This is a genomic window from Microvirga pudoricolor, assembly GCF_016892705.1.
GTDB classification, from domain to species: domain Bacteria; phylum Pseudomonadota; class Alphaproteobacteria; order Rhizobiales; family Beijerinckiaceae; genus Microvirga; species Microvirga pudoricolor.
The window spans coordinates 440,385-455,389 of sequence record NZ_JAFEMB010000001.1; the positions used below are offsets into that span (position 1 = coordinate 440,385).

General features: G+C 66.6%; 18 protein-coding genes. 5 read left to right on the forward strand and 13 right to left on the reverse strand.

The annotated features are described in order from the left end of the window. Window positions 1-27 precede the first annotated feature (27 nt). Window positions 28-525 carry a type III secretion system chaperone family protein gene (locus tag ILT42_RS02070; protein ID WP_204213647.1) on the reverse strand — a complete coding sequence of 166 codons (498 nt, stop codon included), beginning with the start codon at window positions 523-525 and terminating at the stop codon, window positions 28-30. Between the two features lie 242 nt (window positions 526-767). Continuing rightward, entirely contained in the window at window positions 768-1,046 is a 279-nt protein-coding gene (locus ILT42_RS02075; protein WP_204213648.1) for an accessory factor UbiK family protein, read from the reverse strand. Between the two features lie 125 nt (window positions 1,047-1,171). Between ILT42_RS02075 and lgt the strand changes: the two genes are divergently transcribed. Genes lgt through pgeF form a run of 3 tightly spaced genes read left to right on the forward strand, consistent with a single transcriptional unit; the run spans window position 1,172 to window position 3,890 of the window. Further along, complete coding sequence (gene lgt / locus ILT42_RS02080; RefSeq protein ID WP_204213649.1) at window positions 1,172-2,038, forward strand: prolipoprotein diacylglyceryl transferase; 867 nt, start codon at window positions 1,172-1,174, stop codon at window positions 2,036-2,038. Next, the gene (locus ILT42_RS02085; protein WP_204213650.1) at window positions 2,035-3,120 is read left to right on the forward strand and encodes a class I SAM-dependent methyltransferase; all 1,086 of its coding nucleotides are present in this window, start codon (window positions 2,035-2,037) and stop codon (window positions 3,118-3,120) included. Before lgt ends, ILT42_RS02085 begins: the two co-directional genes overlap by 4 nt. A 2-nt stretch (window positions 3,121-3,122) precedes the next feature. Continuing rightward, a complete protein-coding gene (gene pgeF / locus ILT42_RS02090) occupies window positions 3,123-3,890 on the forward strand; it encodes a peptidoglycan editing factor PgeF (RefSeq protein WP_204213651.1) in 768 nt (255 codons plus the stop codon). On the opposite strand, the gene ILT42_RS02095 is transcribed toward pgeF, so the two are convergent. After that, a complete protein-coding gene (locus ILT42_RS02095) occupies window positions 3,880-4,635 on the reverse strand; it encodes an SDR family oxidoreductase (protein ID WP_229428323.1) in 756 nt (251 codons plus the stop codon). The two genes, pgeF and ILT42_RS02095, sit on opposite strands and share 11 nt — an antisense overlap. Before the next feature lie 287 nt (window positions 4,636-4,922). Here ILT42_RS02095 and ILT42_RS02100 point away from each other — a divergent pair, with 287 nt between their 5' ends. Beyond that, complete coding sequence (locus ILT42_RS02100; protein ID WP_204213653.1) at window positions 4,923-5,645, forward strand: outer membrane protein; 723 nt, start codon at window positions 4,923-4,925, stop codon at window positions 5,643-5,645. Between the two features lie 60 nt (window positions 5,646-5,705). Here the strand turns inward: ILT42_RS02100 and ILT42_RS02105 are convergent, their stop codons facing one another. From ILT42_RS02105 to uvrC, 10 genes are all read right to left on the reverse strand, one after another. Further along, window positions 5,706-6,308: a glutathione S-transferase family protein gene (locus ILT42_RS02105; RefSeq protein ID WP_204213654.1), complete on the reverse strand. Its 603-nt coding sequence runs from the start codon at window positions 6,306-6,308 to the stop codon at window positions 5,706-5,708. A 101-nt stretch (window positions 6,309-6,409) separates the two neighbouring features. Beyond that, complete coding sequence (locus ILT42_RS02110) at window positions 6,410-7,258, reverse strand: 23S rRNA (adenine(2030)-N(6))-methyltransferase RlmJ (RefSeq protein WP_204213655.1); 849 nt, start codon at window positions 7,256-7,258, stop codon at window positions 6,410-6,412. 43 nt (window positions 7,259-7,301) lie between these two features. Continuing rightward, window positions 7,302-7,991 (reverse strand): ribonuclease T2 family protein, encoded by a 690-nt coding sequence (locus ILT42_RS02115; RefSeq protein WP_204213656.1) that lies wholly within the window; start codon window positions 7,989-7,991, stop codon window positions 7,302-7,304. Then, a complete protein-coding gene (locus ILT42_RS02120) occupies window positions 7,970-8,404 on the reverse strand; it encodes a hypothetical protein (protein ID WP_204213657.1) in 435 nt (144 codons plus the stop codon). The genes ILT42_RS02115 and ILT42_RS02120 overlap by 22 nt, the downstream gene beginning before the upstream one ends. Before the next feature lie 151 nt (window positions 8,405-8,555). After that, window positions 8,556-9,566 carry an extensin-like domain-containing protein gene (locus ILT42_RS02125; RefSeq protein WP_229428324.1) on the reverse strand — a complete coding sequence of 337 codons (1,011 nt, stop codon included), beginning with the start codon at window positions 9,564-9,566 and terminating at the stop codon, window positions 8,556-8,558. 321 nt (window positions 9,567-9,887) lie between these two features. After that, on the reverse strand, window positions 9,888-10,112 hold the full coding sequence (locus ILT42_RS02130; protein WP_204213659.1) for a hypothetical protein: 225 nt from the start codon (window positions 10,110-10,112) through the stop codon (window positions 9,888-9,890). Between the two features lie 8 nt (window positions 10,113-10,120). Further along, complete coding sequence (locus tag ILT42_RS02135) at window positions 10,121-10,609, reverse strand: molybdenum cofactor biosynthesis protein MoaE (RefSeq protein ID WP_204213660.1); 489 nt, start codon at window positions 10,607-10,609, stop codon at window positions 10,121-10,123. 1 nt (window position 10,610) lies between these two features. After that, window positions 10,611-10,862, reverse strand: coding sequence for a molybdopterin converting factor subunit 1 (gene moaD / locus ILT42_RS02140; protein WP_324617709.1), 252 nt, complete (start codon window positions 10,860-10,862; stop codon window positions 10,611-10,613). A gap of 5 nt (window positions 10,863-10,867) precedes the next feature. Further along, complete coding sequence (gene pgsA / locus ILT42_RS02145; RefSeq protein ID WP_204213662.1) at window positions 10,868-11,461, reverse strand: CDP-diacylglycerol--glycerol-3-phosphate 3-phosphatidyltransferase; 594 nt, start codon at window positions 11,459-11,461, stop codon at window positions 10,868-10,870. Window positions 11,462-11,625: 164 nt separating this feature from the next. Next, window positions 11,626-13,644 (reverse strand): excinuclease ABC subunit UvrC, encoded by a 2,019-nt coding sequence (gene uvrC, locus ILT42_RS02150; RefSeq protein ID WP_204213663.1) that lies wholly within the window; start codon window positions 13,642-13,644, stop codon window positions 11,626-11,628. A 123-nt stretch (window positions 13,645-13,767) separates the two neighbouring features. Between uvrC and ILT42_RS02155 the strand changes: the two genes are divergently transcribed. Beyond that, window positions 13,768-14,928 (forward strand): benzoate/H(+) symporter BenE family transporter, encoded by a 1,161-nt coding sequence (locus tag ILT42_RS02155; RefSeq protein WP_204213664.1) that lies wholly within the window; start codon window positions 13,768-13,770, stop codon window positions 14,926-14,928. Window positions 14,929-15,005 lie beyond the last annotated feature (77 nt).

Here is a 15,005-nt window from a genome sequence, read left to right on the forward strand (position 1 = left end):
GACTATTGCGACGGGGCGGCCTGGGGCTCAGGCCTCGCCCTCGGTCTCGAACAGCACGCAATCGAGGGCTTCGGCCGCCGTTTTGCCAGCCCACAGGACGAATTGGAAGGCCTGGAAATACCGCTCGCAGGCTTCGACGGAGACGCGCAGCATGGTCTCGCACTGGCCGTCCGTGGGTTCGGCGCCTCCCGCCAGCAGCAGGGCCTGGCGAAACATGACCACGTTCTCCGAATTCCACAGGTCGAAATGGCCGACCCAGAGTTGCTCGTTGATCCGGGCGATGAGCGCGAGCACCTCCTGGCGCCGTCGTTCGGGCACCTTGAGGTCGAACGCGCACGCGACATGGATCGCCTCCACGTCCTCGATCCACGTGAACGCGATGTTGTAGTTGGCCCACCGCCCCTCGACCGCGATGGACATCTCGTCCGTCTCGGCCCGGTCGAACATCCAGTGCCTGAGCGAGGCGAAACGCTCGACGATATCCAGGGGATGTTCCGAACGCTCGAAATCGAGAATGTGAGACATGTCGATCCTGACGCCTCAAGCACGCTTGAGGTGCATTGGCACGCAGCTACAAAACGACGTCGAGCCAGCCGATATCCAGATGAATCCTACGAATACTGGAAGTTTCGAAAGATGAATCCCGAGGAGCGGCACGAATCAACGCGCCTTTGACACTCTAAGATTTTGCCCACCCTCACAATCCATGACGGACAACTGTCCACAACAGCCGTCCTTCAACTGAATTCCTGTTGAGAAAGCGGGAATCACGCAGATGTGGGCTTGGCATCTTCCGTAGCGGAGTGCCGATCCTCGAGAACCTTCAGGCGGGCGCTCAGGCGCTCGTTTTCCTCGCGGGCGGCCAACACCATCTCGCGCAGCACCTCCACCTCCTCGCGGGTGGCCACGTCCATGTCCCGGATCAGGCGCTCGGCCTGGGACTTCACGACGGTCTCGACCTCGCGGCGCACGCCCTGGGCGGCCCCGGCCGCATCGGTGGCGAGTCGGGCGATCTCATCGAACAGGCGGTTGGAACTCTGGGCCATGGTGTGCTCGTCCTCGACTGGAAACGCGATGGTGCAGATGTGGTCGTTTTCGGCCGGGACTGCAACAGGGTTGACGGCGGCTTGCCCGGCGGTCCAATGGCTGGGAAACGCTTTACAAGGCCCAGATGCCCGTTCTCGCCCTCCCGTTTCCCGTCATCGACCCCATCGCGATCTCCTTCGGGCCGCTCGCGATCCGCTGGTATGCCCTGGCCTATGTGGTCGGCCTGCTGGGGGGCTGGTTCTATGCGCGACGGCTTGCGGACCGCTCCGCCCTCTGGCCGCCCTCCCCTCAGCCCAAACCGGCGGACGTGGATGACCTCATCGTCTGGGTGGCGCTCGGCGTCGTCCTGGGCGGGCGGATCGGATACGTCCTGTTCTACAATCTGGGCGCCTATCTGGCGAACCCGCTCGAGATCTTCGCGATCTGGCACGGCGGCATGTCGTTCCACGGCGGCTTCCTGGGCGCCGCCGCGGCCATCGCGCTTTTCGCCCGCTCTCGGGGCCTCAACGCCCTCTCCATCCTCGACATGGCCGCCGTGGTGACGCCCATCGGTCTGTTCTTCGGGCGCATCGCCAATTTCATCAACGGCGAACTCTGGGGGCGGCCCGCGCCGGACTTCCCCTATGCGGTGGTGTTCCCCCATGGCGGTCCCGTGCCGCGCCATCCAAGCCAGCTCTACGAGGCTTTCGGGGAGGGCTTGGTGCTTTTCGTCGTCATGGCTTGGGCGGTGAACCGCTTCGGCTTCCGGCGCCCCGGCCTTCTGAGCGGATTGTTCGTGGTGGGCTATGCCGTGGCCAGGATCGTGTGCGAGTTCTTCCGCGAGCCCGACGCGCAGCTTGGGTTCCTGTTCGGCTCCTCGGTCGGAGCGCTGGGCGGGGGCATCACCATGGGCATGGTGCTGTCGCTGCCCATGGGGCTGGCGGGGCTTGGCCTGATCGTGATCGCCGTGCGGGGTCTCACTCGCCCGCGCCGGTCCGCCGAGGCCGCGTGACGGAGTTCGAGAAGGGCCTGCGCCAGCTCATCGCCCTGGAGGGGCCGCTCACGGTCGAGCGCTATATGGGCCTGTGCCTGGGGCACTATTACGCCACCCGCGACCCGCTGGGGGCCGATGGGGATTTCACCACCGCGCCCGAGATCAGCCAGATGTTCGGCGAGCTCGTCGGGCTGTGGCTCGCGGAAGTCTGGACCGCCATGGACCGTCCCGCGACCGTGCGTGTGGTGGAGATCGGCCCCGGGCGCGGAACCCTGATGGCCGACGCCCTCAGGGCCGCCCGCATCCTGCCCGGGTTCCAGGCCGCCCTCGACGTCCACCTCGTGGAGACGAGTCCGGCCCTGAGGGAGCGGCAGAGGGCCGTTCTCGCGGGCTCCGGCCTCACGGCACAGTGGCACGACGATCTGGAGAGCCTTCCCGACGGGCCGGTCCTCCTGGTCGCCAACGAGTTCTTCGATGCCCTCCCCGTCCGGCAATACGTGGCGACGGACCGAGGCTGGTGCGAGCGCCTGGTGGGGATCGAAGGGGCCGCCTTGACGTTCGGGCTGCGGGCCGAGCCCGAAAGCCTGCCGCAACGGCCCCGGCGGCCCGGCGACGTGCTGGAAGTCCCGCTCGCGTCCATTGCCATCGCCCGCGCGCTCGGCCGGCGCATCGCCCGCGACGGCGGCGCGGCTCTGCTGATCGATTACGGCTATTGGGGGCCGGCCCTGGGCGACACGCTGCAGGCTCTGCGACGGCACGAATACGTCGACCCGCTGGCCGAGCCCGGCGAGGCGGACCTCACGACGCATGTGGATTTCCACCACCTCGCGCGCGCCGCGGCCGCCGAGGGCGCCCGCGCCCATGGCCTCGCGACGCAGGGCGATTTCCTTCACGCCCTCGGAATATCGGCCCGCGCCGAGGCCCTGAAGCGGCGCGCCTCACCTCCACAGGCCGAATCCATCGAGCGCGCCCTTGCACGCCTCACGAATTGCGGCGAGACCGGCATGGGAAGCCTCTTTAAGGTTTTGGCCCTAAGCCATCCCGGTCTCGAATCCCTGCCCGGCCTCCCGGTCGGGACACCTCGTCCGGCGGAGTCCTGATCATGTTCATCGAAGCGCCCGAGCTCGCCTCCTACCCCAACATCCGCCATGCCTTCTTCACCCGTCAGGGCGGCGTGTCGGAGGGGATTTATGCCTCGCTCAACGGCGGCATCGGCTCCTCGGACGATCGGGCCCATGTGGCCGAGAACCGCCGCCGCATGGCGGAGGACCTGGGCGTGGAGCCGGAGGCGCTCCTGAGCCTATATCAGATCCATTCCCCCGACGTGGTCGTCGTCGATGCCCCTTGGGCCGGCGACCGGCCCAAGGCCGACGCCCTCGTGACGCGCACGCCCGGCATCGCGCTGGCGATCTCGACGGCGGATTGCGGCCCGGTCCTCTTCGCGGACCACCACGCAGGCGTCATCGGGGCGGCCCATGCGGGCTGGCGCGGCGCCTTCACGGGGGTTCTCGAAGCCACGGTGGACGCCATGGAGGCGCAGGGCGCCGAGCGCGGCAACATCGTGGCCGTGCTCGGTCCCACCATCAGCCAGGCCGCCTACGAGGTGGGCCCCGACTTCGTGGCGCGTTTCCTGGAGGCGGACGCGGATCACGCCCGCTTCTTCATCCCGAGCGAGAGGCCCGACCATTCCATGTTCGACCTGCCCGCCTTTATCGGCGCGCGGCTGGAGGGTTCTGGAATCGGCGAGTTCGCCAATACGGGCCTCTGCACCTACGCGGACGAGGAGCGCTTCTACAGCTACCGGCGCACCACCCACCGGGGCGAGCCGGATTATGGCCGCCTCATCTCGGCGATCCGCCTCACTCATTGACCAGAACGTCTGGGGTCTCCCACGCCAGGTGCTGGCCGCCGTCGACGGCGATCATCTGGCCCGTGACGCTGCGGGCCCGGGCCAGATAGAGCACCGCGTCGGCAATGTCCTCCGGGGACGGCCCGCGCCGAAGCAGCAGAGCATCCGTCTGCCTGCGAAAATCCTCCGAGTCCTGGCGGCTGTTGGCCAGGGTCGGGCCAGGGCCGACCCCGTTGACCCGGATCCGGGGCGCGAGCGCCTGGGCAAGGGTGCGGGTCGCGGCGAAGAGACCCGCCTTCGTCAGCGCGTAGGACAGGAAGTGCGGGGTCGGCTTCAGGACCCGCTGATCGATGATGTTCACAATGGCGCCGTCCCGGCCGGCCGGGAGCCGGCTGGCGAAGGCATCGGCCAGAAAGACGGGCAGGCGTAGGTTGACGGAAAAGTGCCGGTCCCACCGCGCGACATCGAGGCTGCCGATCCCGTCGGGCTCGAATTCGGACGCGTTGTTGACCAGGAGGGTGACCGGCCCGAGCGCCGCCTCGGCCTCTTCCATCAGGGACCCGGCCGCAGCGGGGTCGGAAAGATCGGTCCGGATCACGGCCGCGCGGCCGCCTTGCGCCTCGATGTGCGATTTCACACACGCGGCCTCCGTGCCCGAATTGTGGCAATGAATTGCGACAGCGTAACCGTGGCGGGCCAAAGTCTCGGAGATTGCTTTCCCGATCCGGCGGGCGCCGCCGGTCACTAAAGCCACGTTTTCCATCATTCGGCCCCTCGAAGTGTTGCCTTTACGTAACAACCGTTTGGAAGATACTGCTCAGGTGCGATTTCTCACATCGCTCCCCGAACCAAAGCTTAAGGTCAAAGTTGTCGGTACAGCGATGCCAAGGGGAAATAGCACGCACAATTGCGCCACGTTGCTGCCACAGTGCCGGAAGGCATTGTGCTTAGCCTGCAACAGACCTCGCATGGGTGTCGCCTTATATGGTGCTTAAATCGAACCTGAGCCAAAGAAGCCCTGGATCGATCAGTAGAACAGGAATTGGAGAGACCATGAAAAAGATTCTTCTCGCGGGTGTTGCACTGGCTGCCCTGTCCGGCGCTGCCTCGGCCGCCGATCTCCCGGCCCGTACGGCCCCGATCGCTCCGGTGATCGCCGCCGTTCCGGTCTTCACCTGGACCGGCTTCTACGTCGGTGTGAACGCCGGCTACGGCTGGAACTCCGGCTCGAACCGTTACGTCGACCCGGCCTTCGGCTACGCTGGCGACAGCGGCAGCGACGGCGGCTTCATCGGCGGCGGCCAGATCGGCTACAACTACCAGATCGGCTCGTTCGTCATCGGCGTCGAGACCGACCTGCAGTACGCCAATGTCGGCAACAAGAGCTCCGGCTACTACACCACGGGCGGCTACTACTACGGTGGTGACGATTCCGACGGTTACTTCGGCACGGTCCGCGCTCGCGCCGGTGTCGCCTTCGACCGCGCCCTCATCTACGTGACCGGCGGTCTCGCCTATGGCGACCTCGGCAACAACAACTACTACGGCCTCAACACCACCAACTATTATTATGGTGGCGGCAACGACAGCAACTGGGGCTGGACCCTCGGCGGCGGTGTCGAGTACGCGTTCACGAACAACCTGACCGCCAAGATCGAAGGTCTGTACGTGAACCTCGACACGAAGAACTCGGGCGGCCTGTACTACAACGGCAATGGCGACACCGAGTTCGGTGTGGTTCGCGCCGGCCTGAACTACAAGTTCTCGACCTACTAAGACCCGTCGCACCCGCGACAGGAAAAGGCCCGGTGGAAACACCGGGCCTTTTTCGTTGCGTCAGGCCTTGACCTTCGTGTGCTCGAAAGCCGGCACCTGGGACGCGAAAGCATCGAGCCATGCCACGAGCTTCGGATAGGAGGATCGCCACTCGCCCGCGAAACGCAGGTCCAGGTAGCCCAAGGCGCAGGCCTGCGCGATGTGTCCGACGTGGATCGTGGACGGCAGATCCGTCAGATGGGCCTCGGCATGGGCGAGCGCGCGCTTCACCTTCTCGGCCTGGTGGTCGACCCACTTGGCCTCTTGCCGGTCCGTGGCGCGGAAGCGTCCCTCATAGACCTGGAGCAGGGCCGCATCCATGATCCCGTCCGCCAACGCCTGATGACGAAGGGCGAGGAACCGCTCCTCGCCGGCCGGGATCACGCCGCCGCCCGCGAGATAATCCAGGTATTCGATGATGACACGGGAATCGTAGAGGATCTCGCCGTTCTCGAGGATCAGGGCCGGGATCTTGCCCAACGGGTTCTGCTGGCGGATGGAATCCTCGGGGTTGAGGGTGTCGCTCGGGACGATCTCGATCCGGTCGGACAGCCCGAGGAGGCTGGCCGAGATCTTGACCTTACGGCCGAACGGAGAAGCAGGCGAAGAGCGAAGGATGAGCATGGGGCCCTCGGGTTGCTGAAGGCTTCCTCCATGGACAATCGCGAGACCGACCGCAAGCGCGTCGCGTTGCGAACCCTGTGGCCTCCCTCCGGCGCCAATCCTTACGGCTCCGGCCCGAATGCCTCGCACCGGAAGGCACCGTAACCGCTGCGGGACAGGCGTTCGGCCAGGGCCGGGAGGAGGATCTCGGCCTCCGGCTTCAAAGCCCAGGGCGGGTTGACGACGAGGAGGCCGCTGCCGTTGAGGCGGTTCGGCTCGCGCGGGTCGTCCACGAGCAGCTCCAGGCGAAGGCCCGGACGGGGGCACTCGGCCCGAAGGCGGCGGTAGAGGAGTTCGACGGGTTTCGTGTCCTTGATCGGGTACCAGCCCAAATAAACGCCCGTCGGCCACTTTCTGATCGCGGCCAGGATCTCGCCGCCCAGCCGTTCGAGCTCGTCCGGCTCCTCGTAAGGAGGGTCGATCAGCACGAGGCCGCGCTTCTCCTTGGGCGGGATCAGCGCATGGAGCGCCGTCCAGCCGTCGAGATGCATCACCTTCAGATTGGAGACCGCGTTGAAGCGTTCGGCCAGGACCGCGTTGTCTCGTGGGTGCAGCTCGACGAACACGCCCCGGTCCTGCCGCCGCAGCAATTCCCGGACGATGGCGGGGGAGCCCGGATAGGCTTTATCGCCGTATCGGGCCCGCACCTCGGCAATCAGCCGGCGATAGGGCTCAAGAAGGTTCTCCACAGCCGGATCGAATGTCTTGTTCAGCCGTCCGATGCCACCCACCCACTCCCCCGTGCGCCCGGCCTCGTCGCCGGCAAGATCGTAGAGCCCAAGGCCCGCATGGGTGTCGATGACCCGGATCGGGGTGTCCTTGCGCTGAAGGTAGAGGAGGACCCGCACCAGGAGCGCGTGCTTCATGACGTCGGCGAAGTTGCCGGCGTGAAAGGCGTGGCGATAATTCATGCCCGAAGCCCTTTCCACATTCCCGGGAGCGGCTCCAGCGATTTCAGCGCGTGGCCGGAATGCCGATCTGCCCGGCGCGGCAGCTGTTGCGGTCGATCTCCGGGCACGGCCGGAAGCCGCGCAGGTCGCGGGTCAGGCAGATCCGCACCTCCTGCAGGGTATCCCGGCGGCAGGAGACCGACATCATGTCCGGACGCAGTCCCGGATTGGCGTCGGCGAAGGCGCGCTCGATCTCCAGCGGCATGGCGCGCGTGGCCACGGGCATCCGGGCGAGGCTGTCGGGAATGCGAACCTTGTCGCGGGCCTGCTGGACCGCCCGAAAATAACCGGACGGGCTCTCACCCGAGCACGAGCCGTGCTTGCGCCACTGGTAGCGTGCGAGGCGCTCGTCCGGGAAAAGGCCCGCTGCCTCCGCGACAGTGCCGCGCAGGGACATGCGGTCGGCGGGACGGCAGAAGACCGGATAGCCGCGCTCGTTCTGCGGCCAGAGCCCGTGGGTCACGAAGGCAAGCCCCTTGCCCGCATCGCATTGCGATCGCTCGTCGGCATCCGATGTCAGGGCGCAGAAGCCGGGCGACCACGACAGGGCCAGCACGTAGAAATCGAACTGGCCGGCCGGTCCGCCTCGGGTCTCGCTGTCCTGGGCGATCGCGGGAGCGGTGGCCAGAACCAGGAGCCAGACGAAAAATCCGGCCAGGAATCGGGTCGGGATCAGGGACGGGCCTGCTTGCATTGCGGCGCGTAAGCATAGTTCCGGTCGAGGCCGTCGACGCACCATTCCGTGCCGAAGCCGAGGCCGATGAAACCCAGATCCTCGCGGATGGAATAGTCGATGCGACGCTTGATGCCGTCCGAGGTGACGACCGCACCGGAGCAATACCGCCGGGGGATGAAGTCGAGGCCGTTGGGGCGCCAGGCCGTCTGCTGGATGCGCTCGAAGGTCAGGATCGTCAGCGGCGACTGCCAGAAACGGCCCTCCTTGATGGAGAATTTCGACGCGATGTGCCCCAGGACGACGGAGTCGTCGCAGCCCGGAATCGACGCGTCGTAGGGATGCTGCCGCTGTTCGGCGGGCGTGATTTCCCGCGCCATCACGGGCGTGGCCAGCATCGCGCATGTAACCAGGGCAGCCGCCACCCACTTCATCGTTCTGCTCCTTGCAGATTCCTAAACCTTGTCAGGACCATGTGGGCAGGCGCGCCCGGCGTCAAGGCACAGCTTGAAATGTTTGCGACCTGAGAGAGAAAAGCCACAATCCCGCTGCGGAAAGCCCTTTGGCCGGCCAGTCAAAGGCCTTTCAGTAAATCCCCTGGGGCGAGAGAACCAGCGGCCGAGACCCGCCCTGCGCGGGCCGGCTCGAGGGCGGCGCGTAGGTTTGCGGGATCGAGGGGGCGGCCCCGTATGCGGGAGACGCGGAGGCCTGGGAGGCGGCCTGGCCTGGGGGTCTCGCGGGCTGAGAGGCCGTGTAGGCGGCCCGAGGCGACGGCAGATCGGCAGCGTAGGGCCTGTCCGAAGCGCGCGGTCCTCCAGCCTCCTCCACAGGGCCGTCCTCGTCCGTCTCGTAGGGCAGATCGGCGGAAGGCGGCTGTGCGGCCTGCAGTTGCGGCGAGCCCCGGCGGGGATCAATGCGGGGCTCGAATTTCAGGATCGGCTTGCAGATCCGGCGCGTCCCTCGCGGGTCGTGGCGGGCGAGGTCGAGATGCAGATGATCGTAGTGAAACCGGTCGGAGCCGGGCCCCAGCACCGTCGTGAAGCTCTGGCAGGCCCCCGTGAAGACCTCGCGCAGGAACTCCTGCTCGGCAGATTCCCCGCGCCAGCCCTTGACCACCGTGACCTCGCGGCCGTCGGCCAGCACAAAGGCCATGACGTCGAGCGCATTGCCGAAGGCGTGCTCGGACGTCTTGGCGCCGCTCTGGTTGTTGCGCGGGCGGCAGGAATACGACCCCGCCTTGATGTCCAGGAGCGGGACGCCGAAATAAAGCAGCGCCGCGGGCTTCACGTATTCGTCCAGCCAGCCCTCGATGCTCGGAATGATGGGGCAAGCCAGGGTGACCCGGGACTTGAGACCGACCGTGCCGGCCGAGAAGGCCGTCACGCGGAACGGGTAGTCCATGCCGCAGGCGCCCGGACCATCGATCTTGGATGCCCGGGACATGTAGGCCGAGGGCTGCACCAGCTTGGCGGCCATGCAAGCCTCCTCGGCCTGTGTGCGCCAGGGCTCGCGCTGTTCGAACCGGAACAGCCCGCATCCGGTCAATCCGGCTCCGACAAGCGATAAGGCGAGAAACGCAACAAACCTACGACGCATGCGGGAATGATGTTGCCGATTTCCGTAAATAACCGGTCAACAGAACTATTTTCTACGAAACCGCCCCAAGCAACCTGACAATCACCGATCGGCTGTCTGACACGACGACTGGTCCCAATACTCAAGTTGTGCAAAGCAACATTAGGAGACCCTCGGGGCCTCCTGCGAACAACATGACTGGACTTACCCCCTGTGGAAAACTTTGATTTGTCTCACAATACAAGACTTTAAGAGTTCGGAAACCAAACTAGTGGCTGGCGCGTTTCTTTGTCGGCTTCCGGATGGGCTTTTCACAGCGGCAAAGCTTTGATAGCGTCTAGCCTATCCATTCATGGAGGGACATTGGATGAGCGTGATTTTCGGCTCGGACTGGACTTCGAAACTGAGCGTAGCGGCGATCTGCACGTCGCTCGTCTTCATCAGCGCTATCGTTGTTGGTGCGTTCTGATCGTGTCGTAGTGTCGTCGCGTTGAATTCACGCCGGATGTTCGCACCGAACGTCTCCGGTTTTTCCAGGAAGCCCCGTTTCGGCGGGGCTTTCTTCATGTTTGGCCTTATATCTGGCCGCCATCCGGTCCGGAGGGAGGCTCGGCCCATCGCTGCGCCGCCCGGTCGTCCTCGGCCTTGGCCTGAACCCACGAACCCGCCCCACCTTGCCGAAGATGCTCGCGCTTCCAGAACGGCGCCTGGGTCTTGAGGTAATCCATCAGGAAATCGGCGGCTTCGAAGGCTGCCCGCCGATGAATGGAGGCCGCCAGGACGAGCACGATCGGCTCACCGGGCGCGATACGGCCGAACCGGTGGATCACCGTCAGCCCCAGGAGCGGCCAGCGCTCCTCGGCTTGGGCCGCCACTCGGCTGATCTCGGCCTCGGCCATCCCCGGATAATGCTCGAGCTCCAGCGCATCGAGACGCCCGCCCTCGTCCCGGCACAGGCCCGTGAACGTCACGACGGCGCCGATATCCGCCCGCCCCCGGGTCAGCAGGGCCGTCTCGGCGGCCACGTCGAAGGGCTCGGCCTGGACCCGGACCAGTGCGGGCATGCTATCCGCCCGTCATCGGGGGGAAAAAGGCGATTTCCCGCGCGTGACCCAGGAGAGCGTCGGGCTTGACGTGCACGTGGTCGATGGCGGCGCGCACCACGCTTTCATTCTCGAAGGCGTAGTCGTATTCCTCGCCCCGGCCCTTCAGCCAGGCCACGAGGTCGGCGACCGTCACCAGCCCATCGGGCAGGCTGACTTCCTCCTCGGCCTTCCCGATGCGCTCCCGGACCCAAGCGAAATAGACGAGCTTCACGGGGCTCACTCCCGCATCATGTGGTGGATTCCCGTCTTCAGGTAGTCCCAACCCGTGTAGAGCGTGAGAACGGCCGCGACCCACAGCAAGACAGTGCCGATCATGATCGTGCCCGGCAAGACGGTCTCGCCCGCGGGGCCGGCGATCAGGAACCCGAGGGAGACGAGCTGCGCGGTGGTCTTCCACTTGGCCACCTTGCTCACCGGCACACCCACCTTCAACTCGGCCAGGAACTCCCGCAGGCCCGATACCAGGATCTCACGGCACAGGATCACGATCGCGGCCCAGATGGCCCAGCCCTTCACCGTATGGTCGGCCACGAGCATGAGCAGGACCGCGGCGACCAGCAGCTTGTCGGCGATCGGATCGAGCATGCGCCCGAGGGCGGAGAACTGCGAGTAGGCCCGGGCCAGGTAGCCGTCGAGATAGTCCGTGATGGCCGCCACGGCGAAGATGCCGAGGGCCATCCATCGCGACCAGTGATCCTCGGGCCAGAACATCAGCCCCACCACCACGGGCACCGCCACCAGCCGCCCGTAGGTCAGCAGGTTCGGAAGGTTGAAGGCTTTCGACCGGCGAGTAGGTGTCACGGCATTCATACCATCGGGAAAGCATGGCGGGGGGAAGGCGTCAACCTGAAAAGGCCGCCCCTTGAGCTAGGAACGCCGCCCCCGTCTTGCCAAGGCGTGGCGCCGGGGCGAGGGCCGAACCGGGCGTCACGTTCCCGTGTCCGCCGGTTCGGATCACCGGGCCTTGCCCGCCCTTAGGCCCGCTCGTGGAAAAAGTCGTACACGGCGCGCGCGGTGGCGGCGTTGACGCCCGGCGCCTTCATGAGATCCTCCAGGGCGGCGCGCTGGATCGCCTTCACGGTGCCGAAATGGTGCAGGAGCGCCCGCTTTCGCGTCGGCCCGATCCCGGCGATCTCGTCGAGCGGGTTCTTGGTGAATTCCCGCTTGCGCTTGGCCCGGTGGGCCCCGATGGCGAAGCGGTGCGCCTCGTCGCGGAGCCGCTGCACGAAGTACAGGGCGGGATCCCGCGGCGGCAGCTTGAAGGGCGGCTGGCCCGGCTTGAAGAAGGTCTCCCGTCCGGCGTCCCGGTCGCGGCCCTTGGCGATGCCGATGACGGCCACGTCGTTCTCGCTCACGCCCACCTCCTGGAGCGCTTGGCGGGCGGCCTCGAGCTGCCCCTTGCCGCCGTCGATGAGCAGGAGGTCGGGCCAGGCCGGAAAGGTGTCGGGCGGCATGCCGTCCTCGGGCGGCGGCGCTGTAGCTTCGTCGCCCCTCGGGTTCTCCTTGACCAGCCGAGAGAAGCGGCGTTGGAGCATCTCGCGCATCATGCCGTAATCGTCGCCGGGCTTCAGGTCCTCCGACTTCATGTTGAAGATGCGGTAATGCTGCTTCATGAAGCCGGTCGCGCCCGCCACCACCATGGCGCCGACCGCGTTCGTGCCCATGATGTGCGAGTTGTCGTAGACCTCGACCCGCTGCGGTGCCTTCGACAGGCTGAAAGCCTGACCCAGCGAGACCAGGAGCTTCTGCTGCGAAGCCGTGTCGGCGAGGCGGCGCCCCAAGGCCTCCCTGGCGTTGCGCAGCACGTAGTCGATGAGCTGGCGCCGCTCGCCGCGCTGGGGCGAATGGATCTCGACCTTCGCGTCGGCGCGGGTCGACAAGGCCGCCCCGACGAGCTCCGCGTCCTCGATCTCGTGCGAGAGCAGGACGACGCGCGGGGCGGGCTTGTCGTCGTAGAACTGCGCCACGAAGGAGCCCAGGACTTCTGCGGGCGACATGGACTTGTCGGCTTTCGGAAAATAGGCGCGGTTGCCCCAGTTCTGCCAGTTGCGGAAGAAGAAGACCTCGACGCAGAACTGGCCCGCCTGCTCGTCGATGGCGAACACGTCCGCCTCCTCGACGGATTGGGTGTTGACGCCCTGCACGCCCTGGATCGCCGATAGGGCCGCCAGCCGGTCGCGGCAGCGGGCCGCGCGCTCGAACTCCAGCTCCTCGGAGGCTTTCTGCATCTCTTCCGTGATGCGCGCCTTCACGGCGTTCGACTTGCCTGCCAGGAAGGCCCGCGCCTCGCCCGCGAGACCGTCATACTCGTCCAGCGGGATCTCCTTGGTGCAGGGCCCGGAGCAGCGCTTGATCTGAAACAGCAGGCAGGGCCGCGTGCGGTTCTCGTAGTAGCTGTCGTTACAGGAGCGGAGCAGGAACGCGCGCTGCAGGGCGTTGATGGTGCGGTTCACGGCCCACACGCTGGCGAAGGGCCCGTAATAGTCGCCCCGGCGCTTGCGCGCGCCGCGATGCTTCACGAGCTGCGGGGCCTCGTGGTCGGCCGTGAGCAGGATGTAGGGCAGCGACTTGTCGTCCCGCAGAAGCACATTGTAGCGGGGCTTGAGCTGCTTGATGAGGTTGGCCTCCAGCAGCAGCGCCTCGGTCTCGGTCGCCGTGGTGACGAACTCCATGGAGGTCGTCTCGCCGATCATGCGGGCGATGCGGTTGGAATGGGCCTGCCCCCGGGCGTAGGACCCCACGCGGGCCTTCAGGCTCTTGGCCTTGCCCACATAGAGGACGTCGCCCTTGTGGTCGAGCATGCGGTAGACGCCCGGCGCATTGGGGAGCGTGGTCCAGAAACGCTTGATGACCTCGGTGCCGCGCTGGACGGAGCCTGGATTGGCCTCCAGGTCGAACTCGACGTCCGACCCGCCCTCGACGGCAACGGACTCGTCTTCGTCCTCGTTCTCCAGGATGTCGGGCGGGACGTCGTTGGTGGTGTTGCGACTCATGCCCCTGATTTAAGCATCCGGGATTCCCCAGGAAAGAGTCCCGGGCCGGGATTACGGGCAAAAGACCCGTTCCTCTGAACCCTGACATGTTTTAAACGGCTCAGCTTGAGCCCGGAGCCCCGCATGCGCCTCTCGATCGTCACCTCAGCCGTCGTCGCGGCCCTCGTGGGTTTCGGGAGCACCATCGCGATCATCATCGCGGCCGCCCGGGCGGTTGGGGCAAGCCCGGACCAGACCACCTCCTGGGTGGCCGCGATCTGCCTCAGCATGGCGTTCTCGAGCCTGGTTCTGAGCACCCGCTACCGCCTGCCCGTCGTGACGGCCTGGTCGACGCCGGGAGCGGCCCTCATCGCGGCCTCGAACGGCATTTCCATCCAGGCGGCCGTGGGAGCCTTCCTGCTCGCCGGAGCTCTGATCGTGCTGGCGGGCCTGATCAAGCCGTTCGGCCGCCTCATCGAGGGCATCCCCGGCCCCATCGCGGCCGCGATGCTGGCCGGCATCCTGATCCGCTTCGTCATGGCGGTGTTCGAGAGCGCGGGCGCTCAGCCCGGCCTCGTGCTGCCCCTGGTGGGGATCTTCCTGGCCGTGCGGCTCGCCAGCCCATCCCTGGCCGTCCTGGCGGTGCTGTTTTCGGGCTTTGCCCTCGCCTTCGGGGCCGGGTTCGCCGGCCCCCTGCCCTCGGGGCTCGACCTGTCGACCCTCGTTCTGATCCCGCCGGTCTTCGAGCCCGCGGTTCTGATCGGCCTGGGGCTGCCCCTGTTCCTCGTCACCATGGCGTCCCAGAACCTGCCGGGCTTCGCGGTCCTGCGCGCCTCCGGCTACAACCCGCCGACACGCCCGATCCTGACCGTCACGGGCCTCGTCTCCGTCGCAAGCGCCTTCTTTGGGGCCAGCACCAGCAACCTCGCGGCGATCTCGGCCGCCATCTGCACGGGCCCGGACACCCATCCCGATCCGGGCAAGCGCTGGCTGGTCGGGCCGTTCTATGCGGGCTGCTACCTGCTCTTTGCGGCCTTCGGCGGCTCTCTCATCGCGGTGATCGCGGCCCTGCCGCCGGAACTGATCAAAACCATCGCGGGCCTCGCCCTCATCGGGTCTTTCACGGGAGCGCTCACCTCCGCGCTGGCAGTGGAAAACCTGCGCTTTCCGGCGGTCCTGACCCTCGCGGTCACGGCCTCCGGCCTGACGCTGCTGGGCATCGGCTCCGCCTTCTGGGGCCTGGCGGCCGGCCTCCTCGCCCTCGGCCTGGATCGTCTGGCCGCCCGGCTGCGCCGCCGCGGCTGATCGGAACGGGCGCGGCCGATCTGGACCTTGCCTCCGGTTACGCTTAAAAGTTCCTTAACGCCGGGGCGCGGGAGGGG